22 protein-coding genes and 1 riboswitch are annotated in these 26,614 nt (G+C 59.0%); of the genes, 9 read left to right on the forward strand and 13 right to left on the reverse strand.

The features are described 5' to 3' along the window. Positions 1-310 precede the first annotated feature (310 nt). From ACQ4N7_RS27375 to glnT, 5 genes are all read right to left on the reverse strand, one after another. Positions 311-1,459 (reverse strand): aromatic ring-hydroxylating oxygenase subunit alpha, encoded by a 1,149-nt coding sequence (locus ACQ4N7_RS27375; RefSeq protein ID WP_430714608.1) that lies wholly within the window; start codon positions 1,457-1,459, stop codon positions 311-313. Between the two features lie 70 nt (positions 1,460-1,529). Continuing rightward, positions 1,530-2,303, reverse strand: a complete 774-nt coding sequence (locus ACQ4N7_RS27380) for an ABC transporter ATP-binding protein (RefSeq protein ID WP_430714609.1) — start codon at positions 2,301-2,303, stop codon at positions 1,530-1,532. 279 nt (positions 2,304-2,582) lie between these two features. After that, complete coding sequence (locus ACQ4N7_RS27385; RefSeq protein ID WP_430714628.1) at positions 2,583-3,374, reverse strand: ABC transporter permease; 792 nt, start codon at positions 3,372-3,374, stop codon at positions 2,583-2,585. 125 nt (positions 3,375-3,499) lie between these two features. Further along, positions 3,500-4,555: an ABC transporter substrate-binding protein gene (locus tag ACQ4N7_RS27390; RefSeq protein WP_430714610.1), complete on the reverse strand. Its 1,056-nt coding sequence runs from the start codon at positions 4,553-4,555 to the stop codon at positions 3,500-3,502. Between the two features lie 81 nt (positions 4,556-4,636). After that, entirely contained in the window at positions 4,637-5,998 is a 1,362-nt protein-coding gene (gene glnT / locus ACQ4N7_RS27395) for a type III glutamate--ammonia ligase (RefSeq protein WP_430714611.1), read from the reverse strand. A 95-nt stretch (positions 5,999-6,093) separates the two neighbouring features. Continuing rightward, a riboswitch (guanidine-I (ykkC/yxkD leader) is annotated at positions 6,094-6,233 on the reverse strand. A 204-nt stretch (positions 6,234-6,437) separates the two neighbouring features. Here glnT and ACQ4N7_RS27400 point away from each other — a divergent pair. The 5 genes from ACQ4N7_RS27400 (at position 6,438) to ACQ4N7_RS27420 (ending at position 10,629) form a co-directional block, all read left to right on the forward strand. Beyond that, positions 6,438-6,860 carry an Npun_F0494 family protein gene (locus tag ACQ4N7_RS27400; RefSeq protein WP_430714612.1) on the forward strand — a complete coding sequence of 141 codons (423 nt, stop codon included), beginning with the start codon at positions 6,438-6,440 and terminating at the stop codon, positions 6,858-6,860. Between the two features lie 272 nt (positions 6,861-7,132). Further along, positions 7,133-8,623, forward strand: a complete 1,491-nt coding sequence (gene cobQ / locus ACQ4N7_RS27405; RefSeq protein WP_430714613.1) for a cobyric acid synthase CobQ — start codon at positions 7,133-7,135, stop codon at positions 8,621-8,623. A gap of 84 nt (positions 8,624-8,707) precedes the next feature. Further along, positions 8,708-9,100: a nucleotidyltransferase family protein gene (locus ACQ4N7_RS27410; RefSeq protein WP_430714614.1), complete on the forward strand. Its 393-nt coding sequence runs from the start codon at positions 8,708-8,710 to the stop codon at positions 9,098-9,100. 83 nt (positions 9,101-9,183) lie between these two features. Then, the gene (locus ACQ4N7_RS27415) at positions 9,184-9,570 is read left to right on the forward strand and encodes a hypothetical protein (RefSeq protein ID WP_430714615.1); all 387 of its coding nucleotides are present in this window, start codon (positions 9,184-9,186) and stop codon (positions 9,568-9,570) included. Between the two features lie 132 nt (positions 9,571-9,702). Beyond that, entirely contained in the window at positions 9,703-10,629 is a 927-nt protein-coding gene (locus ACQ4N7_RS27420) for a carbohydrate ABC transporter permease (RefSeq protein WP_430714616.1), read from the forward strand. Here ACQ4N7_RS27420 and ACQ4N7_RS27425 read toward each other — a convergent pair. The 3 genes from ACQ4N7_RS27425 to trmD form a co-directional block, all read right to left on the reverse strand. Further along, entirely contained in the window at positions 10,626-11,012 is a 387-nt protein-coding gene (locus tag ACQ4N7_RS27425; RefSeq protein ID WP_430714617.1) for a hypothetical protein, read from the reverse strand. The genes ACQ4N7_RS27420 and ACQ4N7_RS27425 overlap by 4 nt on opposite strands. A 363-nt stretch (positions 11,013-11,375) precedes the next feature. Beyond that, positions 11,376-11,858, reverse strand: coding sequence for a 2-C-methyl-D-erythritol 2,4-cyclodiphosphate synthase (gene ispF / locus ACQ4N7_RS27430; protein WP_430714618.1), 483 nt, complete (start codon positions 11,856-11,858; stop codon positions 11,376-11,378). A 194-nt stretch (positions 11,859-12,052) separates the two neighbouring features. Beyond that, positions 12,053-12,778, reverse strand: a complete 726-nt coding sequence (gene trmD / locus ACQ4N7_RS27435; RefSeq protein WP_430714619.1) for a tRNA (guanosine(37)-N1)-methyltransferase TrmD — start codon at positions 12,776-12,778, stop codon at positions 12,053-12,055. A 178-nt stretch (positions 12,779-12,956) separates the two neighbouring features. Between trmD and ACQ4N7_RS27440 the strand changes: the two genes are divergently transcribed. After that, positions 12,957-13,775: a cyanophycinase gene (locus tag ACQ4N7_RS27440; RefSeq protein ID WP_430714620.1), complete on the forward strand. Its 819-nt coding sequence runs from the start codon at positions 12,957-12,959 to the stop codon at positions 13,773-13,775. Between the two features lie 131 nt (positions 13,776-13,906). On the opposite strand, the gene ACQ4N7_RS27445 is transcribed toward ACQ4N7_RS27440, so the two are convergent. Both ACQ4N7_RS27445 and ACQ4N7_RS27450 read right to left on the reverse strand, forming a co-directional pair. Next, a complete protein-coding gene (locus ACQ4N7_RS27445; protein WP_430714621.1) occupies positions 13,907-16,042 on the reverse strand; it encodes a protein kinase domain-containing protein in 2,136 nt (711 codons plus the stop codon). A 110-nt stretch (positions 16,043-16,152) separates the two neighbouring features. Next, on the reverse strand, positions 16,153-17,031 hold the full coding sequence (locus ACQ4N7_RS27450) for an EamA family transporter (protein WP_430714622.1): 879 nt from the start codon (positions 17,029-17,031) through the stop codon (positions 16,153-16,155). Positions 17,032-17,615: 584 nt separating this feature from the next. Between ACQ4N7_RS27450 and ACQ4N7_RS27455 the strand changes: the two genes are divergently transcribed. Next, entirely contained in the window at positions 17,616-18,113 is a 498-nt protein-coding gene (locus tag ACQ4N7_RS27455; RefSeq protein WP_430714629.1) for a DUF456 family protein, read from the forward strand. A 236-nt stretch (positions 18,114-18,349) separates the two neighbouring features. Here the strand turns inward: ACQ4N7_RS27455 and ACQ4N7_RS27460 are convergent, their stop codons facing one another. Beyond that, positions 18,350-18,997: a class I SAM-dependent methyltransferase gene (locus tag ACQ4N7_RS27460; protein WP_430714623.1), complete on the reverse strand. Its 648-nt coding sequence runs from the start codon at positions 18,995-18,997 to the stop codon at positions 18,350-18,352. After that, positions 18,994-19,392, reverse strand: coding sequence for a 4a-hydroxytetrahydrobiopterin dehydratase (locus ACQ4N7_RS27465; RefSeq protein ID WP_430714624.1), 399 nt, complete (start codon positions 19,390-19,392; stop codon positions 18,994-18,996). The genes ACQ4N7_RS27460 and ACQ4N7_RS27465 overlap by 4 nt, the downstream gene beginning before the upstream one ends. Before the next feature lie 642 nt (positions 19,393-20,034). Here ACQ4N7_RS27465 and ACQ4N7_RS27470 point away from each other — a divergent pair. Continuing rightward, positions 20,035-22,929 carry a caspase family protein gene (locus ACQ4N7_RS27470; RefSeq protein WP_430714625.1) on the forward strand — a complete coding sequence of 965 codons (2,895 nt, stop codon included), beginning with the start codon at positions 20,035-20,037 and terminating at the stop codon, positions 22,927-22,929. A 96-nt stretch (positions 22,930-23,025) separates the two neighbouring features. Next, positions 23,026-25,788: an AAA family ATPase gene (locus ACQ4N7_RS27475; RefSeq protein ID WP_430714626.1), complete on the forward strand. Its 2,763-nt coding sequence runs from the start codon at positions 23,026-23,028 to the stop codon at positions 25,786-25,788. 111 nt (positions 25,789-25,899) lie between these two features. Here the strand turns inward: ACQ4N7_RS27475 and ACQ4N7_RS27480 are convergent, their stop codons facing one another. Then, positions 25,900-26,124, reverse strand: coding sequence for a photosystem II protein, Psb35-related (locus tag ACQ4N7_RS27480; protein ID WP_430714627.1), 225 nt, complete (start codon positions 26,122-26,124; stop codon positions 25,900-25,902). Positions 26,125-26,614: the final 490 nt, after the last annotated feature.

The raw sequence follows: 26,614 nt of genomic DNA on the forward strand, positions 1-26,614 counted from the left end.
GGGTAGATGGGTGGGCGGGTGGATGGGTGTGTGAGAAGGATGAGGGAGGTGAGGGAACGGTCCCTGAGCGGAGTCGAAGGGGGGAAGGTGAGGGGGTATAGCCAGGGTTCCGCGTAGGGGCATAGGCGAAGCCAAGCCAGAGGCTTTACGATGTTTGCCCAGATCATTCACGCTGCTATTCAGGGACTCCTTATCGCCGTAGGGTGGGCACTGCCCACCAATCAACCCTTTGCTGTACCGGGGTTCCTGGTGGGACGTAGAAGCTAACTCAGGGACTTTAAAGTGGTTCGCCCGCAACCAGCCCAGGCCGCTATTCAGCCGCGCCAGCGGCGGCCAGGGCATCCCAAATCAGCTGTTGCTGATGAATAATGCGCGCTTCCAGGCCATTCACCGGGCCGGGGGTGTAGGCTCCGCTGGCGTAGCCCTGCTGCACGCTTTCGGTGAGCACCATGTCTTCCTGCATGAAGGCTTCAAACTCGGCCAGTAGGGTTTCGGTGGGCGGGCAAAGCGTCGGGTCGCCGTAGATCTCCAGGGAAACCTGGCAAGACTCGACGGTGAGCGGCTCGATGTGCAGCCAGGCCAAGAGGCCGTTGGGCAGCCCCAGCAGGTGCAGGTTGGGGTAGATGCCGTAGGTAAAGAATCCCTCGCGGCTGCGGCCTTGGAGAGTCGGCAAGATGGGGTTTTCGGCCTGCCAGGTTTTAGCGGTAGGGGTGTAGAGCAGGTTGACGAAGCGCTCAAGCTGATGCTGGTAGTGGCGAATGGGGCCTTGCACCTGGTTGAGGGTGGTGCGGTGGGCGATCGCCACATGGTAGTCACACAGGGTGTTGTCGTGGTAGTTCTTCCAGTTGCAGGCGACGGTGTACTGCTTGGCCACCAGCAGCTGGGTGGCGGCGGTGCGGTGCTGCCCCAGGGACTGGGGGATGCTGCCGAGAAACTCCACCAGCGGCGGCACACTGTCGTCAAAACAGACAAACATGAAGCCCGACCAGGTCTCTAGCCGCAGCGATCGCAGCGCAAACTCCTGCTTTTCAAACGACGGAGGGAACTGATTTTGGGAGGGCACCCCCACCAAATTCCCAGCCAGGTCGTAGACCCAGGCGTGGTAGGGGCACACCAGCTTTTGGCATGGGTGAATGCCCGCCGGAGGCGACAAAATCGCCGCCCGATGGGGGCAGAGGTTGTAAAAGGCCCGCAGCTCGCCATCGTGGTCGCGCACAATCAGCAGGGGAGCGCCCGCCACCGTCTTAGCCCACACCATGCCGGGCTGCAGGCGATCGCCATCGCCCACGTAGAGCCAGACGCGGTGAAAGATCGTCCGCTGCTCGATCGGGATCCATTCAGGATTGGTGTAGTGATCGGCGGTGAGCAAAAAGCGATCGGGCAGTCCGTGGGTACTGGGGGGAACTGGCGACGACCCTTGAGGATCGGTCTTTGACCGCAGCGGCAGACTCGAAACCATGATTAGATACTCTCCCCATCAGTACGCGTAGGGTGGGCACCGCCCACCATCAAATCAGCGCTTCCCCAGATCAACCGACTAGAGCCGGAGCCGTCTTGCCCCGCAGCAAATCCATGATGCCTTCGCGGGTGTCCTGAAAGGCGCGATCGCGGCGAATGGTGTAGGTGCGATCGCTGGGCAAATCCACAAACACCTCTTGCTGAATGGTGCCGGGGTGGGCCGTCAGCACGTAAATGCGCTGGGCCAGAAACACCGCCTCATCGACATCGTGGGTGATCATCAGAATGCTGACCCCGGTGCGGTTCCACAGGTCGAGCATGAACTGCTGCATGGTTTCTTTGGTCTGCACGTCCAGCGCCCCAAAGGGCTCGTCCATCAGCATAATTTTGGGCCGCGAGGCCAGGGTGCGGGCGATCGCCACCCGCTGCTTCATACCGCCCGAAAGCTGCTTGGGCAGCGATCGCGAAAACTTGGTCAGCCCCACCACATCGAGATAGTAGGAGGCCATTTCTCGCCGCTCCCGTGGCCCCACGCCCTGGAGCTTGAGGCCAAACTCCACATTTTTCTGCACCGTCATCCAGGGATAGAGGGTGTAGCTCTGGAAGACCATGCCGCGATCGGCTCCTGGCCCTGTTACGACCTGGCCATCCACCGTGATTTCCCCCGCCGTGGGCATGTCTAGCCCCGCCACCAGCCGCAGCAGGGTCGATTTGCCAGAGCCAGAGGCCCCCACCGCGCAGACAAACTCGCCTGTTTCGACGTGCATGTTGATGTCATCGAGGGCCAGCACCGGCCCCTGGCGAGTGTCGAACTGTTTGCTGAGGCGGTTGATTTCTAAGTGCATGGTGTGGGTAGGGGGTAAGGGAATGGATGGGTGATGGGGTGGACGGTCCCTGAGCAGAGTCGAAGGGTGATGGGGTGAATGGGTGGACGGTCCCTGAGCGGAGTGGATGGGTGATGGGGTGGACGGTCCCTGAGCGGAGTGGATGGGTGATGGGGTGGACGGTCCCTGAGCGGAGTGGATGGGTGATGGGGTGGACGGTCCCTGAGCGGAGTCGAAGGGTACCGTAGGGTGGGCACTGCCAACTAAGCTCAGATTCAGTGCGACGGACCGATGGATTGCCTAATCCACCGCCCATTTGCAGGTAGCTTTCATCAATCCTCGAAGCGACAGATCCAGGGCAAAGCCAATCACGCCGAGAATGATCAGGCAGGCAAAGATTTCGTCGGTGTTAAAAAACTTTTGGGCCAGCACAATCCGTTTGCCCAGGCCGTTTTCTGCCGCCACCAGTTCCGCCACTACCACCAGGTTCCAGGAGGTGGCAATGTTGATGCGAAAGGTGTCGATAATGTTGGGCACCACGTAGGGCGTAATTACCTGAAACAGCGCTTGCCGCCGCTGCCCGCCCAGGGTGTAGGTAGTTTCGAGCAGCGCCTTGGGCACAAATTTCACCGCATCCATCACCATCAAAATGTTGAAGAACAGGGTGCCGATGAAGATCAGGGCGATTTTAGGCGCTTCGCCCAGGCCCAGGTAGATCACCAGCAGGGGAATGAAGGCGGGGGCAGGCATGTAGCGCACCACGCCGATGATTGGTTCGAGCAGCGATCGCACGCTAGCAAACGCCCCCATGGCAATGCCGATGGGCACCGACACCAGGGCCGCCAACCCAAAGCCCACCGTCACCCGCATAATGCTGGCGGCGGTATCGCCCAGCAAAAATCCATCGGTCCACAACCGTCCTAGCGCCTGGGCCACCTGAAGCGGCGACGGCAAAAACTTGTCGTTGACCAGATCGAGGCTAGCCACCAACCACCAGAGGCCAAAGGGCACCGCGATCGAGAGCACCATCAGCGCCGTGCTCATGGGCTTGGGAATGTCGTCGGCCAGCCGCCAAAAGACGCTGGGTTTCATGCCCTGGGGGGCGGGGGCGGTAGACAAAGAAGGGGAAGCAGGAGTCACAGGGGTTAGCCCAAACGTAGAACAAATCGGCACAGAGGCCCCCATCGGCCAGGGCTGATGGGGGCTGGCATCAAGCGCTACTTCTCGGCAGCGTAGGCCTTGACAAACTGGTCATCGAGAATGGCCTCCAGGTCGGGGGCCTCGGGGATAAACCCAACCTCCACCATGAAGTCAGCCATCACTTGAGAGGCGTGGGGCATGTACTTCATGTCTTCGCCGCCCGCGCTGAAGGCCTCCAGATTTTCGTCCAGGGTGAAGATTTTGGTGCCCTGGGTGTACTTTTCAAACTCGGTGTCGCTGACGCTGGCTCGCTTCGCCATAATTTCGTTGGCCCGATCGGGGTTTTCGTCGATAAAGGCCAAAATGTCGAACCAGGTATTCACCAGGGCCTGCACCTGGTCGGGGCGGCTGTCAATCAGCTTCTGGGTCACCACCAGCAGGTCAGGAATCGCGCCGGGGTAATCTGCCGAGCTGGCCAGCTCTTTGCTGCCCTCCCGAGACAGCGCCGTTTCCCAGAAGGGTACCCAGCCCGCAAAGCCGTCTACCTGTCCGGCGGCAAAGGCGGTGGCCGCGGCCCCGGTTTCCAGGTTTTTAATCTCCACATCAGCCCGGCTCAGCCCGGCATCCTCCAGCGCCAGGCTGAGCAAAAAGTCGCCCACCACGCCCTCTTCCAGAGCAACGGTTTTGCCCGCCAGGTCAGCCACGGTGTCGATGCCTTCGGCCCCAACGACCTTGTCGTTACCGGCGGAGTTGTCGTTGACCAGCACCGCCACCATGCCGTTGACCGCATCTCCAGCGAACGAGATAGTGTCGTTAAGGGTCTGGCTGTTGGCGTCAAGCTGCCCGGCGGCCAGGGCCTGCATCGACTCCAGGTAGCCGTCAAACCAGATCAGCTCGACGTTGGCCCCATTCGCTTCGAACAGGCCCTCTTCTGCGGCGATCGCCCAGGGCCACCAGCCCGCCCAGCTGCTGTAGCCCAGTTTCACAGGTTCGCCCGCTGTCGCCGTTACGGGGGCATCGGCGGTGCCTTCAGCTGGGGCATCGGCCTGGGGCGTACTTTGGGCGCAGCTAACGGTAATCAGCAGGCTGCAAACAAAGGCAATTAGCGTGGGCAAAAAGGTACGTCGTTTCATGACAGTCGATAGTAACTACAGAGAAAGCGATAGGTGAGCTGAGATGCGGCGGAGGGCGTTTTTTCTGTAACGATTAGGAATCTAGAAAAATTTCAGGTACCGCTTAATTTCCCAGTCGGAAATGTGGCTGTGGTACTCGTTCCATTCCTGGCGGCGAAAATCGATGTAGGTCTGGTGCATCAATGGCCCCATTACGGCCTGGCTGAGGGGGTCGGCCTCAAAGGCATCGATCGCCTCTTGCAGCGTGCGGGGCAGCATGTCGATGCCCATCGTCTCTAGATCGCTCAGAGAATAGTTGTACATGTTCTCGGTGTGTGGGGCACCGGGGTCTAGCCCCTCGGCAATACCCTCCAGCCCAGCGGCCAGAATCATCGCCGCCCCCAGGTAAGGGTTGGTAGAAATGTCGGCGGCGCGGCACTCGACCCGGCCCCCAGCCAAAGGAATGCGCAGCATGTTGGTGCGGTTGTTGTTGCCGTAGCAGATGTACACCGGAGCCCAGGTAAAGCCCGACATGCTGCCCTGGCGCAGCAGCCGCTTATAGCTGTTGACCGTGGGGCAGGTGACGGCGCAGATCGCCTTGGCGTGGCGCAGCACCCCGGCAATAAACTGGTAGCCCAGCGTTGAGAGCCCGCAGCCGCGCGGGTCATCGGCGGTCTCAAACAGGTTTTGGCCAGTGCTGATGTCGGCCAGCGACATGTTGTAGTGGGCCCCGCTGCCGGTGCGATCGCCAAAGGGTTTGGGCATAAAGCTGGCCAGGTAGCCGTGCTTGCGGGCGATCTCTTTGACCATCAGCCGAAAGAAGGTGAGGCGATCGGCCATGGTGAGGGCATCGCTGTAGGCGAAGTCGGTTTCAAACTGGCCGTTGGCGTCTTCGTGGTCAAAGGAATACACATCCCAGCCCAGCTGATTCATGTACTCAACCAGTTCGCTCAGCCAGGGGGCGTTGTCGAGCAGGCTGGGCAGGTCGTAGCAGGGCTTGGCGAGGGTGTCGCGATCGCTCACCGGCCCAAAGCTGCCGTCGGCATTCTCTTTGAGCATAAAGAACTCGGTTTCAATGCCCAGATTAAAGGTGAACCCCATCGCCGCCGCCTTGGCCAGCATTTGCTTGAGAATGGTGCGGCAGCAGGCCTCAAAGGGCTGCCCCTTGAGGTAGAGATCGCTGGCAAACCAGGCCACCTCGGGCTGCCAGGGCAGCACCGTGGCCGTGGCCGGGTCGGGCATGGCCGCCACTTCCTCATCGCTGATCGCCTGGGGCACCCCATCGAGAGCCGCGCCGGTAAACAGCTCTGAACCTGCCATCATCTGGCCCAAGTGAGCGAGCGGCACCATTTTGGCCTTGCACATGCCGTGGATATCCACATAGCTGGCCAGGGCGTATTTGACGCCCTGCGTTTCCAGAGATGCTTTGAGGGCTGCGATTTCAGGCGTTAGGGAAGGGGCCATAGGTGAGTGAAAAGTAGAGAGTGAATAGGTGCTGGGGTAAGAAAAATGGCATAAAAAACAGCAGCCCGAGAGAATGGCGAAGTCACAATTCGCTATCCTCCCGGGCTTTTATCCCGCCGTGTACCAAATACCTTGAGCCGTGCTACGTGGGCAGGCTGAGGGTAATCTGGCGGTTTCTCTCGGACCAGGCGCTTCAGCACTGCTGCGGTCAGCCGGAACCCTAGAAACCTTTGGGTGTCTATTTTTTACTGCTGAGAATAGTTAGCGTAGTGGCTTAACTCTGGACTAGCGTTGAATCAAGGTCGATGCCTTAATAGGCTTAGCAATTGCTTAAGAATTAGAAAGTAACCGCTGCTACTAAATCGCCCTCGACTCAAATTATTTCCCGCCGATCGCTGGATTAAACCTACAATTTAAGGCAGTCACCCCGTCTATCCCTATGGCCCCAGCTGAGTTTGATCACGCCATTGCCCTTCGCTATCCCCGGCGATCGCTCAAGCGAGCCGAGCGCGCCTTTCGGTGCTCCCCCTTTCGGCTAGATTTGCTAGCCGATATGCGATCGCAGAGCATTTCCATTCGCCAGGTGTGCGGCCAGGCGGGCCTCAAGAGCCACTACAGCCGTCGGGCTATGGCCGAGCTACAGGCCGAAAACGCGATGATGTGGCTGATCGCCGTTGGCCTATTGCGCCGCGAAGTCGACGGTCAGGGCCTGACCGACAGCTTTCGTCTCACCCCCCTGGGTCGCCAGGTGTTCGAGCAGCTATCGGCGCTCGGCCCGGCTCAGTATCGCCCTACCCTGGTCGATCATCTCTATAATGCATGGTGCCGCTGGGTGCGTTTGCCCTCCTGGGCTGGTTTCTGACCAGCACCCAGCTGGTGGCAGGGCTAATATGTCCTGATCGGTTGTGTTGTTCCTGAAGAATCTGCATAAGAGTGTTCCAGCTAAAACTTATCCAGAGTGTTACGGCAACAAGCCCAATGGACCGAGTTGGCGACCTCAAAGGAGACGTTGATTTAGATGGAATACTCTGAGGGAGTGGTTAAGCCCTGGGCATCAGCCCACGAGAACGGATTTTTGACCTCCGCTCAGGCTTTGGCCCTGCCGCCGAACTCATTCAACTTTGGAGACGCTCCATGAGAGCAATCATGGTAGTGGGAACAGCCTCCCACGTGGGCAAATCATTGATTACCACGGCCCTTTGCCGCATTCTCAGCCGCCGGGGTTGGCGGGTAGCCCCCTTCAAAGGGCAGAACATGGCCCTCAACTCCTACGTCACCGCTAACGGCGGCGAAATGGGCTATGCCCAGGCGGTGCAGGCCTGGGCCGCAGGCGTCTCCCCCCAGGTTGAAATGAACCCCATTCTGCTCAAACCCCAGGGCGACATGACCTCCCAGGTTATTCTCAAGGGCCGGGCCGTGGGTCGCACCACCGCTACCCAGTACTACGAAAATTTCTTTGACCAGGGCTGGCAGGCCATTCAAGAAAGTCTCACCCGCCTCGGTCAAGACTACGACTTTCTGGTGTGCGAGGGAGCGGGCAGCCCGGTTGAGGTCAACCTCAAACACCGTGACCTCACCAACATGCGCATTGCCAGGCATCTCAACGCGCCCACGGTGCTGGTAGCCGATATCGATCGCGGCGGCGTGTTTGCCCACATCATCGGCACCCTGGAGCTGATGGAGCCAGAAGAGCGCGCCCTCGTCAAAGGCATTATTATCAACAAGTTTCGCGGCCAGCGCGAAGTGCTAGAACCCGGTCTGGAGTGGATCAAAGAGCGCACCGGCATTCCGGTGCTCGGTGTGGTGCCCTGGATCGAAAATGCCCTGCCCGCCGAAGACTCGCTTAGCCTGCTCGATCGCACCCCCGGCAGTAAAAAGCAGGCCGACATCACCGTCGCCGTCATTCGCCTGCCCCGCATTTCTAACTTCACCGACTTTGACCCGCTGGAGGCCGAGCCCAACGTGCGGGTGGTCTACCTCAGCCCCAAAGAAAAGCTCAGCTACCCCGATGCGGTGATCATTCCCGGCACCAAGACCACCATCGCTGACCTACTGATCTTGCAGCGCACCGGCATGGCCGAAGAAATTCAAAACTACGTGGCGGCAGGGGGCACCGTCATGGGCGTTTGCGGCGGCTTTCAGATGATGGGTCAGTTTTTGGCCGACCCTGAGGGCATCGAAGGCCACGAGGGCCGCTTCCCCGGTCTCGACCTGTTCCCGCTGCGCACGGTCATTACCCAGCAAAAGATCGCTCGCCAGCGCACCGTCAGCTCGCGCTTTCCCCAGGAGGGGCTGCCGGTGTCGGGCTACGAGCTGCACCAGGGCCGCACCCAGCTGCTGCTCTCCGAGGGGCAAGACGAGAAGGGCACCAAGTTTGAGTTTTTGTTTGAAGATCGCAGCCTGGGGGTGGTCGATGCCAGCCAGTCGCTGTGGGGCACCTACCTGCACGGCATCTTCGACAACGGCCCCTGGCGGCGGGCCTGGCTCAATCGCCTGCGCCAGCAGCGCGGTCTGGGCTCGCTGCCCACGGGCATCCCCAACTACCGCGAACAGCGCGAGGCAGTGCTCAACGAGCTAACCGAAGCCGTGAGTGAGCACTTAGATCTGACCCCACTGCTGGGGTAATCAAATTTGGGCATCACATAGCCTCAAATGCAATCGATATCTAGTGGTAGCCTTTAGGAAAATGAGGGATTGAGGGTTATCCAGATGTCGTTAACCGACGAGCAAATGGCGACCTATCGAGCTTCTGCTCAAAGGCGTCAGCAGCACAAGCACGATCGCCTCCGGCAGCGACAGCGTCTAGGCATGACCGTGGCCTACCAGGCCCGTGACCTCCTCGAGCAAAGCTTTAGGGTTGAGCGGGTAGTACTGTTTGGATCAATGCGGTTTGCCTGCGAAAACCCAGATGTAGCCTTAGCTCATATTCATGAGCGCTCTGATGTGGATTTGGCCGTTTGGGGATTGAAACCTCAAGACTATTTTCGAGCGGTTGGCCAGTTGCTGGCACTCCATCCCAATATGGCCGTTGACCTGGTAGAGATCGAGACGGCTCCGCCGCGACTGCGCTGTGTAATTGAATCCACTGGGGTTTCGCTGTGAATTCAGGTGCAGCTACTCTAGCTATCCGCATTCGGTCGGAGTTAGTCGATATTGCCCAAGTTGTAGAGCGAACGCAGCGTCTAATGGCTAAAGCTATCGAAAACGACGATGACGACTACTATGATGGCGTAGCTCTTAATCTACACAGCTTTTACACAGCAATTGAGCGCATTTTGGAAGATATTGCCAGAGAAATAGATGGTGCTGTCCCTACTGGCTCGGGGTGGCATCGAGATTTACTGACACAGCTATCCGCTGATTTTCCAGGGGTCCGCCCAGCCGTGCTGAAGCATAGTTCTCGTCGCTGCTTAGACGAGTATCGGGGCCTGCGCCATGTAATTCGCAATATCTATAGCTTTAATTTGAACTCCCGTCGTTTGCAGGAGTTGGTCACGATGTTGCCCAGTTGTCACGGCGCATTAATTCAGGATTTAGAAGAGTTTTGCACCTTTTTAGGCGCTCTGGACTAGATTCTACCTGTGCAGAGAAGATGCTTTGATAGCTAAAGTTTCCCCGTAGCCTTCCCTCCGCAGCACTCTTTCTTTACCAGCAGATGCTTTAGGATAGTCTGACTACGGGCTTTTACCGATTCTCACTATCCCATGACTGCTGCGCCACACAAAATACCCAATCGGCCTTGGCCCCTAAGCACTGCCCTTCCCCAGCGGGTGATTCCCTACCTGTTTTTGCTGCCCGCCCTGGTGGCCCTGGGGATCTCGGTTTTTTGGCCGGCGCTGCGGGCCTTTTACCTGAGCTTTACCACCTTTGGGGTAGACCTGACGGCGGCCCCGACCTGGGTGGGTGCGGCCAATCTGCACCGCCTCATGGTCGATCCGGTTTTTTGGCAGACGGTGCGCAATACGTTGGTTTATCTGGCGGGGGTGGTGCCAATTTTGACCTTCGCGCCGCTGGGGCTGGCGATTTTGGTCAACCGGCAGCTCAGGGGGATGCACTGGCTGCGGGTGGCGTACTACTCGCCCGTAGTGGTGTCGATGGTGGTAGCGGGGATTGCCTGGCGCTGGCTCTACGCCGAGACGGGGCTGTTTAACCAGGTACTCAAATCGATTGGGCTGACCGAGAACGGTATTCCCTGGCTGACCAGTCCGGCCCTGGCGCTGTTTAGCGTGATGGCTGTAACCGTGTGGAAGGGGCTGGGCTACTACATGGTGATTTACCTGGCGGGGCTACAGGGCATTCCGCAGGATTTATACGAGGCGGCGGCGCTCGATGGCTCGGATGGCTGGCGACGGCACTGGGATATTACTTTGCCGCTGATGCGGCCCTACCTGGTGCTGGTGGGAGTGATCTCTGCGATCGCCGCCACCAAAGTCTTTGAAGAGGTCTACATCATGACCCAGGGCGGCCCCCGCAACAGCTCCAAAACCGTGGTCTACTATATCTACGAGCAGGCGTTTCAGAAGCTCGAAATTAGCTATGCCTGCACCCTAGGGCTGGCGCTATTTTTGGTCATTTTGGCGCTGTCTGCCCTACGGCTAGCCGTCAATGACAGTACGAAACCCGTAGTCTAAGCTACCCTGACTGGCCGAGACAGCTCTAAACTGCTGACCTGCACATCATGCACTTCTACATGGGTGGCCCCTTCGGTGTGCAGGGCGAGTTCAACCAGCTGGTCGAGCAGATCGAGCGTGTCTACCTGGCCGCTGAGAATAACGGCCGACCCTCGCTGCTTGACCGTCAGCTGCCTGACCGCAGACCGACCCACGCGATCGCAAAACTTGATCTGAATGCGCTTGACTAGCCCGTAGTAGTCATACTCGCCACTGGGTCCCACCCGCTCGGGGGGAATGGCCGACAGCCCAGCGATCGCCTGACTAATGTAGTCGGGCCTGGCGTAGCAAACCCCACGAATAGTGTGGCCTGTTGCCACGAGTGATTGTGCGACGTTAGCCATCTGAGCCTTACCCCTCTGCCTCTGGGACAAAAACCAGCACCTACAGCGATGAACCCGCTATGGATTCGCCTTAAGGCAAGATCTGAATCAACGCTCAGCAGTAGATGCAAAGGTAATACCACCTAAGTTTGCTCTGTGCCCTCGGCAAACTTGAAGATATTATAAAGTACTTTACGGGTTTCTCAGTAAGATTAAGTATCTTTTACAACCTTTGCAAAGCCTATTTCAGAGCAAGTTCACAATGCCTCAGTGCTAGTACGTAAAGATTTTACAAAGTTGTTTGACCCCCCAGAATTCAGAAAAGTTCCTGGCAGAGCAAACTCACTCGGCGGCTTTTCGGCAAGGTAACCGCCGAGACTGTCCCTACCCTGCGGTTGTGAGCAGGGCTACCGCGTAGGCCGCGATGCCCTCCTGACGACCCACTGGCCCCAAATTCTCGTTGGTCGTCGCTTTGACCCCGACCTGGTCTGCAGCCAGACCCAGCTTGTCGGCCAGGCGCGATCGCATGGCTTCGATGTGGGGCTTGAGCTTGGGCTGCTCGGCCACCACCACCGAGTCGATGTTGCTCACCTGCCAGCCCCGCTCCTGCACCATGGCATTGACCTGCCCCAGCAGCTTCAGGCTATCGGCCCCCGCCCATTCCGGGTCACCGGGCGGAAAGTAGAGGCCAATATCGCCCAAACTCAGCGCCCCCAATAGCGCATCCATAATCGCGTGGGTCAGCACATCGGCATCGCTGTGGCCATCGAGCCCCAGGTGGTGCGGAATGGTGACGCCGCCGAGGATAAGCGATCGCCCCTCCACCAAACGATGAATGTCATAGCCGTTACCAATCCTGATCCCCATAAGCTCTTGCCCCTATTTCCTTAAATTCTCTGGATAAATTCATTGTCCTTGAATGGTGCATTGCTTCGCTAATGCACCCTACGCCCTGCACGGCTATCCCCTCACCCTCCTCATCCCCTCAACTACCCATCCACCCCCTTTCTCCCTACGGGAGACGCTAGCGCGAACGACTCCGCTCAGGGACCATCACCCACCTACTCCCCACCCTCTTCCATCACCCACCGCTCGTACAGATCGGGCCGCCGCTGCCGGGTGCGCTCGATCTGCTGCTGCCTGCGCCACTGGGCGATCGCCTCGTGGTTGCCCGATCGCAGCACTTCCGGCACCTCCCAGCCGCGAAAGCTGGCCGGGCGCGTGTACTGGGGGTAGTCGAGCAGCGGCGTCTCAAAGCTCTCGTAGCGCAGCGAGTCGGTCTTTCCCACGGTGCCGGGCAGCAGCCGCACCACGCCGTTGATCAGCGCCAGAGCCGGAATTTCGCCGCAGGTGAGCACAAAGTCTCCCAGAGAGACCTCCCGCGTCAGCAGGTGGCTGACCCGCTCATCTACGCCTTCATAGTGACCGCAGATCAGCACCAGCTGATCGAGGCTAGCCAGGTGGCGAAACAGGGTTTGAGTCATCGCCTCGCCCTGAGGGGTGAGCAATATCACCTCGCGCTGGGGCAGCACCGGCAGCGACTCGACCGCCGCAAAAATCGGGTCGGGCTTCATCAGCATGCCCACCCCGCCGCCGTAGGGTTCATCGTCGACCCGGTGGTGCTTGTCCGTTGTAAAGTCCCTTGGGTTGGTAAGATGAATTTCTGCAATTTGGCGCGCCAGGGCTTTACCAATCAGCCCTGACTCCAGGGGAGATGTAAAAAAGTCTGGAAACAGGCTGACAACGTCTATTCTCAGCTGGGAAGCCCCGGGGATGCCAGTTGTCATAGCCTAGACTGCTGAGGCCTTACGACCTGATGGGTTGGATCAACGTCATCCAAATCCAGAAAGGGAGTCTTGATTTGTAGGCAAACTACAGATCTCAAGCTGGACTTGGTATATAACGCTCTCTATCATGCAGTAATCGAGTCTAGGTAGCAATTCTCGTCCCTTTGTTGAGCGGCCCATGTCTCCCGTTAAGCACCACGCTATTCTGGCCATTGGCGGCGCAGAAGATAAAGTTCACGGTAAAGAAATTCTGCACACCTTTTTCGAGCGGTCTGGGGGGACAGCGGCGACGATTGGGATCATCCCCTGCGCTTCACGGGATCCGGTGGCCATTTCGGCTCGCTACCAGCAAATTTTTGCCGATATGGGTGCCCCAGAGACGGTGGTGATGGATATTCGCGATCGCGCCCAGGGCGAAGACCCCAGCTGGAAGACCGTGGTCGAACCCTGTACCGGGGTGTTTATTACCGGCGGCGACCAGGTGCGGCTGTGCGGGCTGCTGGCCGACACCCCGTTAATTGATCTGGTGCGCCAGCGGGCTCAGCTGGGCGAAATTACCCTGGCGGGTACCAGTGCCGGGGCCGCCGTCATGGGCCACCACATGATCGCTGGCGGCGGCAGCGGCGAGTCACCCAACCGATCGCTGGTGGATATGGCGATTGGGCTGGGGTTTGTGCCCGAGGTCATCGTCGATCAGCACTTTCACAACCGCAACCGCATGGCCCGGCTAATGAGCGCGATGGCTATGCAGCCCAACCGCCTGGGCCTGGGTATCGACGAAGACACCTGCGCCCTGTTTGAGGGCGACGGCAGCTTTAGAGTCATTGGCAAAGGGGTAATTGCCGTAGTTGACCCCGGCGCTATGACCCACACCAACGAACCCGATATTTCAGCCGCCGACCCGCTCAGCATCCACGGGCTGCGCCTGCACCTGCTGGCCCACGGCGATCGCTTCGACATTAACCACCGCAAAGTACTCACCGCCGCCAAGAGCTAACCCCAAGTAGCGCTCATCCACTAGTTGCGGAACGTTCAAGCATGAATGATCGCAGCCCCTGGCCTGTTTTTTGGGTTGGGCGCAGCAGCGCTAACAGAAGCAGCATTGTGGCCAGAGCTGATGGATATGCCCTAGGGCTCGGGGAGCTGATCGAGCTGCCAGATTCGAATGTAGGGCTGTTCGCCACCGATAGTGATAATTTGGCCGTTGGGCTGCACCGTAAAGCGCCAAATGTCGGTTTCAAAGCCCTTGATGCGCTGAATTGGCGCTTTTTGCTGCAAATCCCATACGAAGATGGTCTTATCGGCGTCGGCGCTCCAGAGACGGGAGCCTTCAATGCGCAGGGTATTGACGTAGCTTTGGTGGCCTTCAAGAGTGGCAAACTGAGCCTTTGAAGCCATATCCCAGAGCAGCACGTTCTTGTCTGCCGAAGCGCTGATCAGGGTGGCATCGTCGTCGGTGATGTCGATGCGGTTGATAAAGCTGGTGTGGCCCTCAAGGGTAATGGGGGCGATCGCCTTTGCCACACCAGCCTCCTCTAAAGCGGCCAGATCCCAAAGCTGCAGACTTTTGCCGGCGCTGATTAGCATGCTGTTGTCGCGGGTAAACAGCAGATCGTTTAGGGTGCCATCGGCCTGCAGGGTATAGCTGGGGCCAGCCATCGACATACCCAGGATGTTGAGAGCCCCTGTGCTGTCGGTCAACGGCCACAGCTTAATTGTCCCTTCGCTGTCAGCGCTGACCAGGGTTCGTCCGTTACGGCTCACTTCTAGGGCGCGAATGGGGGTGGCATGGGCATTGTCAAGCTGCCCAAGGGGGCGACCGTCGGGTAGCGACCAAAACCGAATACTGCGATCGTCACCTGCGCTGATTAGGGCTGTTTGATCAACTGTGGTGGTGATGGCCTGCACCACGTTGCTGTGGGTCAGGCGATGGCGCTCACTATTCGTCTCTAAATCCCAAATGCGAACCGTATTGTCTGCGCTGGCAGACACCAGGGTTTTACCGTCGCGCAACAGCAGCAGATCGTAGATATCAGCGGTGTGCCCGGTCAGGACCGCAACAGAACTCACGGTCAACTCTGCCACGTCGGGAGAGGTGATCCCAAAGTCCCTGGATCCAAAAGGTGGTGCTTCTCGACTGAAAGCATACCAGCCCAATGGCACCGCTAGAGCCAGCCCGGTCAACCCCGCCAGTAGCCAGGGGCGCTGGTCGAGCCAGGGGGGCAAGAAGCTGCGCGAGGGGTCAGATAGGGTCTTGGCCTCGTGGGGGTTGAGGGTAGTCATGGGCCAGGCGGTGGGGGCAGCGGCACCGGCTGAGCGAGCCCTAATTAATTGGGGCAGACCAGAAACCTGGCGCGACCGCACCTGAGCCAGCCGCTCCAAAATTACCGCAGTGCTCTGGGGCCGCTGGGCCGCTGCCGGAGCGATCAGATCATCGATCAAATCGGCCAAAGGAGCCGAAATCTGGGGAGCCAGGGGCCGCCACACAAACGCATTGGTGCGCGAGTTGTAGATAGTCGTATCGTTGGGCAGTTTGGCGGTTACTAAATAGATGAGCGTGCGCCCCAGGGCGTAGAAGTCAGACTGGGGCACCGCCTGGCCCTGCTCCTGCTCCGGTGGCGTATAGCCCGCCGAACTTACTGTCGTAATGCCGCTATCGCCCAGGTTGGCCATGTAGGTCTGGGTCATCTCGCGGGCCGCCCCAAAGTCGACCAGCACCAGCTGCCCAGAGGGGCGCAGCATGATGTTTTCGGGCTTAATGTCGCGATGAAAATAGTTGTGCTGGTGCACCAAATCCAGCACATCGGTGAGCTGGGTAAGCCAGAGCATAGCCTGCTTTTCGCTGATGGGGTGGTTGCCCTGCTGCACCATCCACTGCTTTAGATTGGGGCCTTCGATCTTCTCCATGATCAGGCAGTGCAAAGGCTCGGCACCATCTGTTGGATAGTACAGAAAATAGCCCTCAGGCTCTACCCGAGGTACCCCAGGATGGTTGAGCTGGCTCAGGACCTGAGCTTCGCGACGAAACAGCTCAACCACCTTGTCGTTGGTGTTGTAGCTCTCCTTGAGCACCTTGAGAATTTTAGGTACGTTGCGCTCGTAGGCTTCGTACACGCGGCCAAAGCCACTGTCGCTGCTAATTAAACGCATCACCCGGTAGCGGCCCTGGAGTACCAGGTCTGACCCACAGACTGCGCAGGTAGGGCTGCCGCCGTTATCGGGGTGATTGGGCTGACGGCAACCTGGGTTAATACAAAGACTCATGGCCGACGTTAAAATGCATTCCCTGTGTAGCAATAGTGTTCCACGGAATGCAGGCGGTTTGTCTCTACTACGGGCTTTCTTTGCAATTGCGCCTGGTTGAGGGTGCAACCTCAGACAGCCTTGACGGCAGGCTGGAATAGCGATACTCCGGCTGCCGCAATCATCACCAGGCCGATCGCACCAACCATCGATAGGGTCAGGGTTTCGCCTAGCCATAAAAAGCTGAGCAGGGCGGCGATCGCAGGTTCTAAACTCATCAACACCCCAAACACATTCACCGGCATGCGGCGCAGGGCCGTCATTTCGAGCGAGTAGGGCAGGGTCGAAGCCAGCAGCGCCACGCCCAGGCCCAGCAGCAAGATCTGCGGCGACAGCAGCGCCCTGCCGTCTGCCAGCACCCCGACGGGCAGCAGCAGCAGCGCCCCAACCACCATCGAGAGCGCCAGTCCCTCACCGCCGCGAAAGGCTTGCCCCATGCGGGCCGACAGCACAATATAAGCACCCCACGCCACCCCGGCCAGCAGCGCCATCACCACACCAGGGCCGTCCAGGGCCGGGGTGTTGAGGGGCGACAGCAGCACAATGCCCACCGCCGCCAGGGCCACCCACAGCCCGTCAAGCCAGCGCCGCGAGTGCAGCAGCGCCACGGTCAGCGGCCCCGAAAACTCCAGCGCCACGGCAACGCCGATGGGAATGCGGGCGATCGCGCAATAAAATAGCGCATTCATGACTGCCAGCGACAGCCCAAAGCTGACCAGCAAGCGATAGTCTTGCGCCGAATGCCCCCGCCAGCGGGGACGGCACCAGGCGACCAGTACCAGAGCTGACAACCCTACCCGCAGCAGCACCATGCCCAACGGCCCCACCTGGCTAAACAGGCTCTTGGCCAGAGTTGAGCCGAGCTGAGTTGAGGCGATCGCGGCGATCACCAGGAGCGAGGCCGGGGGGGTAAGCCCAGACAGCCTGGGCAACAAAGACTTGGATGACAAGGGTAAGGCTCCTGGGGCGATGGGGTCAGGTAGAGCCTACCAACTTTAACGCCTCTGCCCCATCGCGCCCACCGATACCGTTAATGCCCGCTATGAGTAACGTGGATACATAGCGCTGGCCAGCCAGTTCAAGACAGAATAGGGCATTGGTCCGGGCGAGGAGACTGGCGGGCTCGCGATCGCCACTCTAAGCTTCCCCCCGCTGGTGCCTTAACCGCCCTCAGAAGCAACAGCCGGAATGCCGTACCCGCCGCCGCCCAGGTTTGGGCCCTGGATTGGCTATGATCCGCTTTAGACTAATATCACTCCCGCTACCCTGCCCAGGGTAATTCAGGGTCACAGACATGTACTTCCCAGGATTTTTCCGCATGACGGCCTTCTCGGCGTTTGCCCTCGCCCTGCCTCAGGGCCTTGATCAAAGTTACCAGCAGGTGAGTCAGTGGGTAGCCAGTCTCATTGCCGCCTTGAGTAGCTACCTGGTCGCGATCGGCCACAGCATAGCCAGCCTACCCGCTCAGATACCCACAGCCCTTGATGCTCCAGCGGTGTGGCACCTGGCCGTCTACTGGCTGCTGGTGCTGGTCATGATGGTGGGCGTGGTTGGGGCCGTTGTGCCCGCTCTACCCGGCATCACGCTGATTGTGGGGGCCATTGTGGTGTGGGGTCTGGTGGCGGGGTTTGTCGGGCTCAAGTGGGCTCTGGGAGTGGCGATCGCCGCTCTCCTACTCAGCTTTGCCATCGACTACCTGGCCGGGGTGCTGGGGGCCCAGCGAGTTGGGGCCAGCAGCTGGGGTCAGATTGGTGCTTTTGTCGGCATGTTTTTGGGCCTGTTTGGCCTGCTTCCCCTATTGCCGACCGGCATTCCTCTCCTGGGGCTGTTGGTTGGCACCGTGCTGGGAGCGTTTATTGGCGAATTTTTGCACCGTCGCGAGCTCAAACTGCTGCTGCGCGTAAAGCAGTCAGCCAAGGTGGGCCTAGCCATTGTGGTTGGCACGCTAGTGGGTAATATCTTGCAGGGGGTACTCGCCCTGATTAGCCTGATCGTCTTTTTGGTCACAACCTGGCCCGGCAATTGGGCCTAATACCAAACCCGAATCGCATAGCCCCGATTTCAAAAGGCAGCTTGCGTAGGGGCAAACGGCGTCTCCCCAGTCCAACCGGGGGTAGCCAAGGCAACTTCGGTATAAGCCATTAGGAACCGCCATAAATCCATTGCTTATGACCCAAGCATCAGTGGTTTCAGCCCCCAGCTGATTTTTGGGGTCGGGTGTAGCAGTATTGATGGGCTAAGGACTGTGGCCAAAATTGATTAAGCCTCTTAGCTTTCCAGCGGCTTTTGGCCCGCCAGCAGAGCCATCTCCAACCATTTCCAGTGGCAGTCTACCGCCTCAAAGCCAGCCGATCGCAGCCAGCCCAGCTGGGTTTCGACATCCAGCAGTTGATTAGAGGGGTCTTCCTGCTCAGGGGTATAGCCGATCGCCGCCAGAAATTGATGGTGCAGTCGCTCAGTCGGAGAGGCGACATGCTCTAAATTGCAAAAGCAGCCCCCCGGCTCCAAAATCTGAAAAATTTCCTGGTAGAGCGCTTCCTTGCGGGGGTGGTCGAGGTGATGAATAGCAAAACTTGAGACCACCGCGTCGAAGCGGCCCAGATCTGGCAGCGGCTTGGCCAGGTCGTGGCTGACGATCGCAACGCTGGAGTCGGTGCCAAAGCGATCGCCTGCCGCCGCCAGCATGGTGGGCGAAAAGTCGAGCGCGACACCTTCCGCCCTGGGGCGATCCAGCTTCAGCAGCCCCAGCAGCCGTCCGTCACCCGTACCCAAATCGAGAATGCGGCGGGCCGTGAGCGGCACACAGCTGAGCAGCACCGCCTCACCTTCGGTACGGTGGGGAATGCGATCGGCGCGGGCCAAGTAGTCTAGGGCGTGGCTGGCAGAGGTCCACTGGTTAGGGGGCAGCGAGGTCATAGGGTTGACGGTGGAGAGGGCGGTTGACATTGCCCGTCGTGCAGGGCGGCAATTTCGCGGGCCAGGGCAAAATCTAGGTCAGTTACGCCACCAGCATCGTGGGTAGTCAGGCTCAGGGTCAGGCGGTTGTAGGCGATCGCTACGCCAGGATGATGCCCCAGCCGGTCAGCCGGTTCGACCAGGCGCTCCACGAAGGCAACCGCAGCGGCAAAGTCGGCAAACTGGCACACCGTTACCAGGCTGTCACCTACCCTTAACCACTCCTGGGGCAAGGTCGGTGGCGCGGCGGCTACCGCTACAGTCCCCATCAGCATAGAGCCTACCAGTACTCCTGCCGACAAGCCGCGCTGAGAAATGCCGCCGCCAACCGAAGGCCGCTTTGCGCTCAGAACCATGGGCTTACTGCTCCAACTCAGATCTAAATGTAGAGCCACATTCACCTACATCAAACTATCTGTAGCGCAGTTATGTCAAAAATCGCGGCTTACCAACCAGCTAAAAGCGCGATCGCCGTGCCGCAAAACCAGCCTTTTTTCAACCCGTTAACCAAGCTATTATCCTCACCAATATACGAATAGCAACTGGACAGCCAGACCATTACCGAGGGTGTTTTTCAGCTTGAGCCAAATTGCGGAGGTACAAAATTACTTCCGTAGCACCACGTAAATTTGCCCTCATTTCAGGATTTTACTCTCAATCAAGGCTATACTTCTGCGGCATTCTCGGTTGCGATCGCAGGCTTATTGTTCCTAACCACATACAATCAAGTAATTATACGGATTTATTGAATTCCCAAAGAAATGTTTTTTTAGGCTCTCTTTTATTTAGGGGTCAAACCCCTCTTAAAAGTTTTTTGGCACTTCGTTAAACTTAACCCATCAAGGCGTAAGGGCTCGGTTCAAGAGGTTGCTTTTTGCAATTTTCCAATACCTAGCCGCCAACAATCTCGCTCAAACAACGGCTAAATCTGCGTGTCTTCGCTGCAATTAGTCCATTAGCTAGATTTCAGAAAACGCCAACTCAGGGTGTAAGGAAAAATGTCACGGGATGCGCTTGTTGTCGGAATCAATACCTATCAATATCTGCCTGAATTACAGGCTCCGGCTCAAGATGCCGAGTCAGTAGCAAGATGTTTAGAAAGCTTCGGAGAATGCCGTGTAGTCAGGCTTCCAGAGGCGATCATTCACCAAAAGCCAGCGGTGAGTCAGCGCAGCGCAGTGACCACCGCTGTGCTGGAAGAAGCTCTAATTAAGCTATTTAAGCCCGCCGGTAAAACGATTCCTCAAACCGCGATATTTTACTATTCTGGCCACGGCCTTCAGCGCCAGGCGGGCATTCAGGAAGGCTATCTAGCTACCAGCGATGCCAACCCGGCAGCAGGGCACTACGGGCTTTCCCTGCACTGGCTGCGGCGGCTGCTGCAAGAGAGCCCCGTGCGCCAGCGAGTGATTTTGCTCGACTGCTGCAACAGCGGCGAGTTTTTTAACATGCTAGAGGCCGACCCCGGTGCGCGAGCGGGCACCGATCGCCTCTTTATGGCGGCCGCCCGCGAGTACGAGGCCGCCTACGAAGCGCTGGGCAGCAACCACAGCGTCTTTACCCAGGCGCTGCTATCAGGGCTCAACCCGTACAAAGTCAAGGGCGGCATTGTCAATAGCCACTCCCTCACCGATGTGGTCAACCGCAAGCTCAAGGGTGAGCTGCAGCAGCCCTTATTTGAAAGCTCCGGCAGCGAAATTGTGCTCACTCGGCTGGCGGGCTTTCATACCCCGGCTCAGGAAACTCAGCCGCCGCTGCTAGAGCGTCTGCAAAAGCTGCGCTACGGCTTTTGCCCATTTCCAGGGGCGGCTCCTTTTGAGTCGGCCCACGGGGAGCTATTTTTTGGTCGCGATGACCTCCAGCAAACCCTGGTCAGCCGCGTGCGGTCGTCACGGCTGTGCGTGCTAACGGGGGCTTCGGGGGTGGGCAAAACGTCGCTGCTGCAGGCCGGGCTCATCTCCCAGCTGGCCCACCAGGACGACGAAACGTGGGACGTCCGCTACACGGCCCTCAAGGCTTCAACCCTAGCCAGTCTGGCAGAGCTCTTTGTCGATCCTGAGGTAACGGGGCTGCTGCGGGCCGAGCAGCTGCGCCGCGCCGAATCGTTTTTGCAGCAGGGAGCGGCGGGGTTTAGCCAGCTCGTGCAGGCCGTGGTGGGCGAGCGTGAGCCTGGCTACCAGCTGGTGCTGGTGCTCGACCAGTTTGAGGTTCTGCTAACCGCTGACGCTGGCTCAGATAGCGATCGCCGCCTGGTTATCGACGGCCTGACTGCGGCTATCGAGCAAGAGCACCTGCCCCTACACCTGGTGCTGGGGCTGCAATCCCATCATCTGGCTGACCTGGCCGACGTACCGACGTTTCAGGCCCTCGTTACGGCCCACAGCCTGACGGTGCCGGCAATGACCTATAACCAGCTCAAGGCGACCATTGTTGGCCCCTTAGAGAAAACCGGGTTTCGCTACGATGCCAATCTGGTCTATACCCTACTGCTCGACATCGTCAGCGCCCCCGCCGACCTGGCGCTGCTGCAAATAATTTTGAAAGAGCTGTGGCTGCGGCGAGAGCATACGCCCCACGACTCAGAGCCACCTCGCCTCACCCTGGCCGCCTACGTCGAAATGGGCGGCATTCGCCACCTGCTCAACGAGCGGGCCGATCGCCTCTATCAAAGTCTGTCGGTCGCTGAGCAAGCGATCGCCCAGCGCGTTTTTTTGAGCCTCTGCGACTTGGGCGATAGCGCTGCTCCCACCCGCCGTTCGACCTTGCTGAGCGAGCTGGTTACTGCCGCTATGCCCAAAGCCGCTGTGGTAGCTACTTTAGAAAAATTGATAGCGGCTCGCCTTGTGGTCGCCCAAGACCAGGGGCTGGAACTGGGGTTTGAACCGGCGGTAGCGATCGCCGTACCGGGCTGGTTGCCGTCTAGTTCCCCATCCGCTGAGCCATCCTCTTCGCTTTCATTGCCCTTGGGTTCCCTAGCGGCGCTGACACCAGCAATGGCCGACAACGACAGACCTTCAGCCGTTCACGAGGCCCACTTTGACATTGCCCACGAGGCGCTGATCCGCAACTGGCCGCTGCTGCAGCAGTGGTTGCAGAGCCATCGACCAATAGTGCGCCAGCAGCGGGCGGTTGAAGCCGCCGCCCAGGAGTGGCACCGCCACCAGCAGCCCAACCATCCCGACTATTTTTTGCCTAAAACCCGCCTTAACGAGGCCAAGGGCTTTAAGCAGGCGCACGGCGAGCAGCTTTCAGTGCTCGCCCATAACTACCTAGAGGCCTGCGATCGCTACGCTAGGCGCTGCTGCAGACAGCGCCATCTGGTGCGTCTGCTGATTCCCCTCAGCATGGCCACGGGTATGCTGACCGCCTACGCCCACAGCTACGTTACTCAACCGGGGGCTGAGCTAGCCCTGGCCAAAGCGCCTCAGTCTAAGGTCAGCGACGTCAAACCGTCGTTTAACTTGACAGCAGCCGAGCCTTCCACAAAAGAAGATAGCGCTCCTGCAGAAAGCACTTCAGAAAGCGCGGGTCCTCACAGCGCCCTCGCCCTGGGGTCGCCCCAGGCGGGAGTAGTGCGCACCGACGTGCTAGCTCTCGCCTCCACGCTGTCGAGCCCGCCGCCCGAACCACAGCCGCAGGCTACTCCACAGCTGCAGGCCGCCCCGCAGCTGCAAGCCACGCTGGAGCGGTCTGCCCACGGGCTGACTGGCAACTCTTCCCCAAACGCTGCGGCCACGGCTCAAACGGCTAATCTGCCTTCTGCCAATCAGGTCGTCAAACTCGAGGCGTGGTGGGTTTCTCCCAGCGACCCATCGGTGGTGATCCAAATTTGGTGCACCAGCGATGAGGCCGAGCCAGTGTGCTTTACCTCCACCGCTGCCCGCCAGCAATAGCCATGCCGACCTCGGCCGGCCAAAAGCTCTGAACCCCAGCCCTAGGAAAGAAAGCTATCCTAGTTTTCGTGGCTTAAGCGAGCAATGGAACGGGGTATGCAAATTTTGTCGGTGGCGCTGCAAAACTTTAAGACCCACCGCGATCGCTACTTCGAGTTTCAGCCCGGCACCAACGCTATCTGTGGCGAAAATGGAGCCGGCAAAACCAGCATTTTAGAGGCGATCGCCTGGGTGCTCTTCAACTACCAGGGCGATTACGCCAAGGAAGACCTGATTCGCAACGGCAGCGGCAGTGCCCAGGTGACGGTAGCCTTTACCTCCAACTACGACAGCCGCACCTACCAGGTGCAGCGCTGTACCCAGCGGGGCTACGCCCTGTTTGACCCCCAGCTGAACGAGCGCCTGCCCTACACCCGCATCAAAGACGAGGTGTTGCCCTGGCTGCGCCAGCACCTCGGGGTAGGGCCTACCACCAATCTGCCCCAGCTGTTTGCCCGCACTCTGGGGGTGCCCCAGGGCACCTTTACCGCCGATTTTTTGCAGCCCGCTGAGCACCGCAAGGCCGTATTTGACGCCATTCTCAAAGTCGAAGACTACAAGCTGGCCTTCAAGCAAATGAACGCCCTGCGCCGTTATGCCGAAGACCAGGTTGAGGCCACCAAAGCCGAAATTGCCCAGTACGACGGCTCTCTAGCCGCCTGGGATGAACTGCATCAGCGGCAGCAGACCCTCCAGCAGGAGATTGCGACCAGCGAACAGCGCCTCAAAACGCTGACCACCACCCTCAAAACGCTGCAAACCCAGCGCGACGACCTCAAAGCCCAGGCCCAGCAGGTTCAAACCCTAGCTAACCAGCGCCAGGGGCTGCTGCACCAGCAGGAGGCCAAGCAGGCCAGCCTGACCCGACTGCAGCAGTCGACGCAGCAGGCTGAGCAGGCGATCGCGCTGTGCCAAACCCATCAAGCCGCCTACCAGGGCTACCAGACCGTCGAGGAGACGCTCAAAACCCTATCTCAAGCGCAGCAGCAGCGCCAGAAACTCCAGAACGAGAGCCAGACGCTGCAAAAAACCCAGGCTCAAAAGCAGGTCGAGCTGGCCCGCTGGCAAACCCAGCTAGAGTCGTTCGCGGCTACCGAGCGAGAACTGGCCCTGCTACGGCCCCAAATTGCCGTGCAGGCCAAGCTAGAGGAACGCCGCCAGGGCCTTCAGCAGCAGCTAGAGCAGCAGCAGCGGTGGCGGTTGCAGCGGCAGCAGTTGCAGACTCAGTACGATCAACTCAGTCAGCAGCTGGCCCAGGTTGCGCAAACTCGCGATCGCCTGACTGCGCTAGAGCCCAAAATAGAGGCGATCGCCCCGCTGGAAGAGCAGCGCGATCGCCTGCAGCAGCAGCTAAGCCGGATGGCCGCTGCCCGTCAGTTTGAGGCCGAAATTAGCGCTCTAGTCGTTGCTAGCCAGCGCCAGGGCAAAACCCAGCAGGCCGAAATCAAGGCCGTGCTCAACGATTTAGCGATTCTGGCTCAGAGCCTGCCGCTGCTGTCTAGCGAGACGTTAGAACGGTTAGAGCAGGCTCTGCAGGGTACCGCTGCCCTGCACGACTCGCTAGTAACGGCACTAGAGGTGATTTTGCGCGACCTGGCCGACCAAACTGACGAAGCCGCCCTCAAGACATCGCTCAAGACGGTAGAAGGCGATCTCAAGCAGCACTACGGCTGGCAGGCCGAACTGGCTCAGCTGGGCAGCATCACCAGCCAAATGGAGCAAATTCAGCGATCGCAAGCTGATCTGCTGGATCAGATCAACGCCCTCTCCCAGCAGCTAGACAACCAGACCACCATAGACGCAGACCTGGCTGCCCTAGACGACGACCTTAATGCCCTGGGCCGACCGCGCGAAAAAAGCCAAATTCTTGAGCGCACGCTGCAAGACAAACCCCGAGTAGAAGAGGCTCATGCGGCTCAATCGCTGGCCCTAGAAAACCTTAACCAGCAAGTGCAGGCTTTGAGCACTCAGCTAGAGAGCTTTGCGGATCTCGACCAGCGCCTGGCTCAAGCCCAGAGCGATCGCGCTCAGTACCAGACGGGCTACGGCATCTACCTGCAAAACCAGCAGCTTGCCAACCAGCATTCCCAGCTCAAAGCCGAGCTAGCCGCCGCCCAGGCTGACCTAGCCCAGCTCCAGCAGCAGCAGGCCGCACTAGAGAGCACTTACCAGACCGCCCTAGCCCGCTTCGATCCTGAAGCCGCGGCCACCCTTGAGGCTACCTACAGCACCGTAAAATCAGAGACCGACCAGCTTGCCGGTGGCCTGCCCCAGCAGCAGCAGCGTTTAGCCGATCTCAACCAGCAGCTTGCCACCCTGCAAGCCCTGGCCCAGCGGCGCGATGCGGCCAAGCGACAGCTGCAAAGCCGAGAAAAGGCCAAGCGATTTATCACCTTTGCCCGCAAGGCTTACAACGAAGCTGGCCCCCGCATTACCGAGCAGTACGTGCGCAGCGTTTCTCAGCAGGCCGACAGGCTGTTTCGAGACCTGCTCAACCGGCCCAACGTCGCTCTAGAGTGGAGCCGCGACTACGAGATTTTGGTACAGGATGGCCCCAACCAGCGGCGCTTTGTCAACCTGTCGGGGGGAGAGCAGATGTGCGCCGCCCTGGCCGTGCGGCTGGCCTTACTCAAGGTGCTAGCCGATGTCGATATTGCCTTCTTCGATGAGCCGACAACGAATATGGACCGCCCGCGACGGCAGGGACTAGCCGAGGCGATTGGCCGCATCAAAACCTTTCAGCAGCTGTTTGTGATCAGTCACGACGACACCTTTGAGCAGGTGACCGAAAACGTCATTGTGGTAGAGCGCGAGGCCTAAGACAAAAAACCGCTCCCTGATATACGGAGCGGTTGAGAGTAGGAGCCTACAGGAAAAAGCTTTCCGGGCTTGCGCTAGCAATCTTTGCCTGGCAACTCAGGCAGCTCAGACCTAAAGCAAATTGCTGGTGAAAGCGTCGCCGCTGTAGGCAGGGACGCGATCGCCAAAGTTAGTCGGCTGCCCGGTAACAGACTGAGCCAGCTGGTCAAAAGACTCGGAGCGCCAGTTGCGCTCGTGGATAGGCTTGGTTTGCTCACCACGGAAGTAGGCCTGAGTGCCAATTAAAGCGACGGCAACCCAGCCAACAACAAAGAGTGAAATTAGTAGAGCAGTCATGGGTGAACCTCCAATTTTGGGCTGTGACAGCCGCAGAACTTGATACTGTCCGAAGCGTTAGCCACAGCTCCAGCGCCATGGGTTTCGCTTCCCTTATGTAAACTAATATAAATCAAATGTAACAAAACGTCAAATTTTATTGCGTCAATTCAACTGAGGTGGTAAAAGCTCACCCAGATACTCAAAATTCGCTATCTCTAGCTGCTACGCCCGTCGCCATTAAGGTCAGAACGTTTGCACAGGTAGCCTAGGGGCAGTGGTATACGCCAGGTCGCCATACCAGGCTTGGCTACAGCTGGTCGTTGCAGCCCCAAGTGAACTAGCCAACGCCACGGAAGCCGCCAAAACTCGTTAAGCCATTTGTGCAAAATCGCACGAACTTCGGCACCTGAATCGCGCCAACTTCGGCAGGTGAATCGCATGAACCTCGGCACCTGAATCGCATGAACTTCGGCAGGTCATGACTACCCCATCGGTGGATCTCGATACA

The sequence above is a fragment of the Nodosilinea sp. AN01ver1 genome, assembly GCF_050565655.1.
GTDB lineage: Bacteria > Cyanobacteriota > Cyanobacteriia > Phormidesmidales > Phormidesmidaceae > Nodosilinea.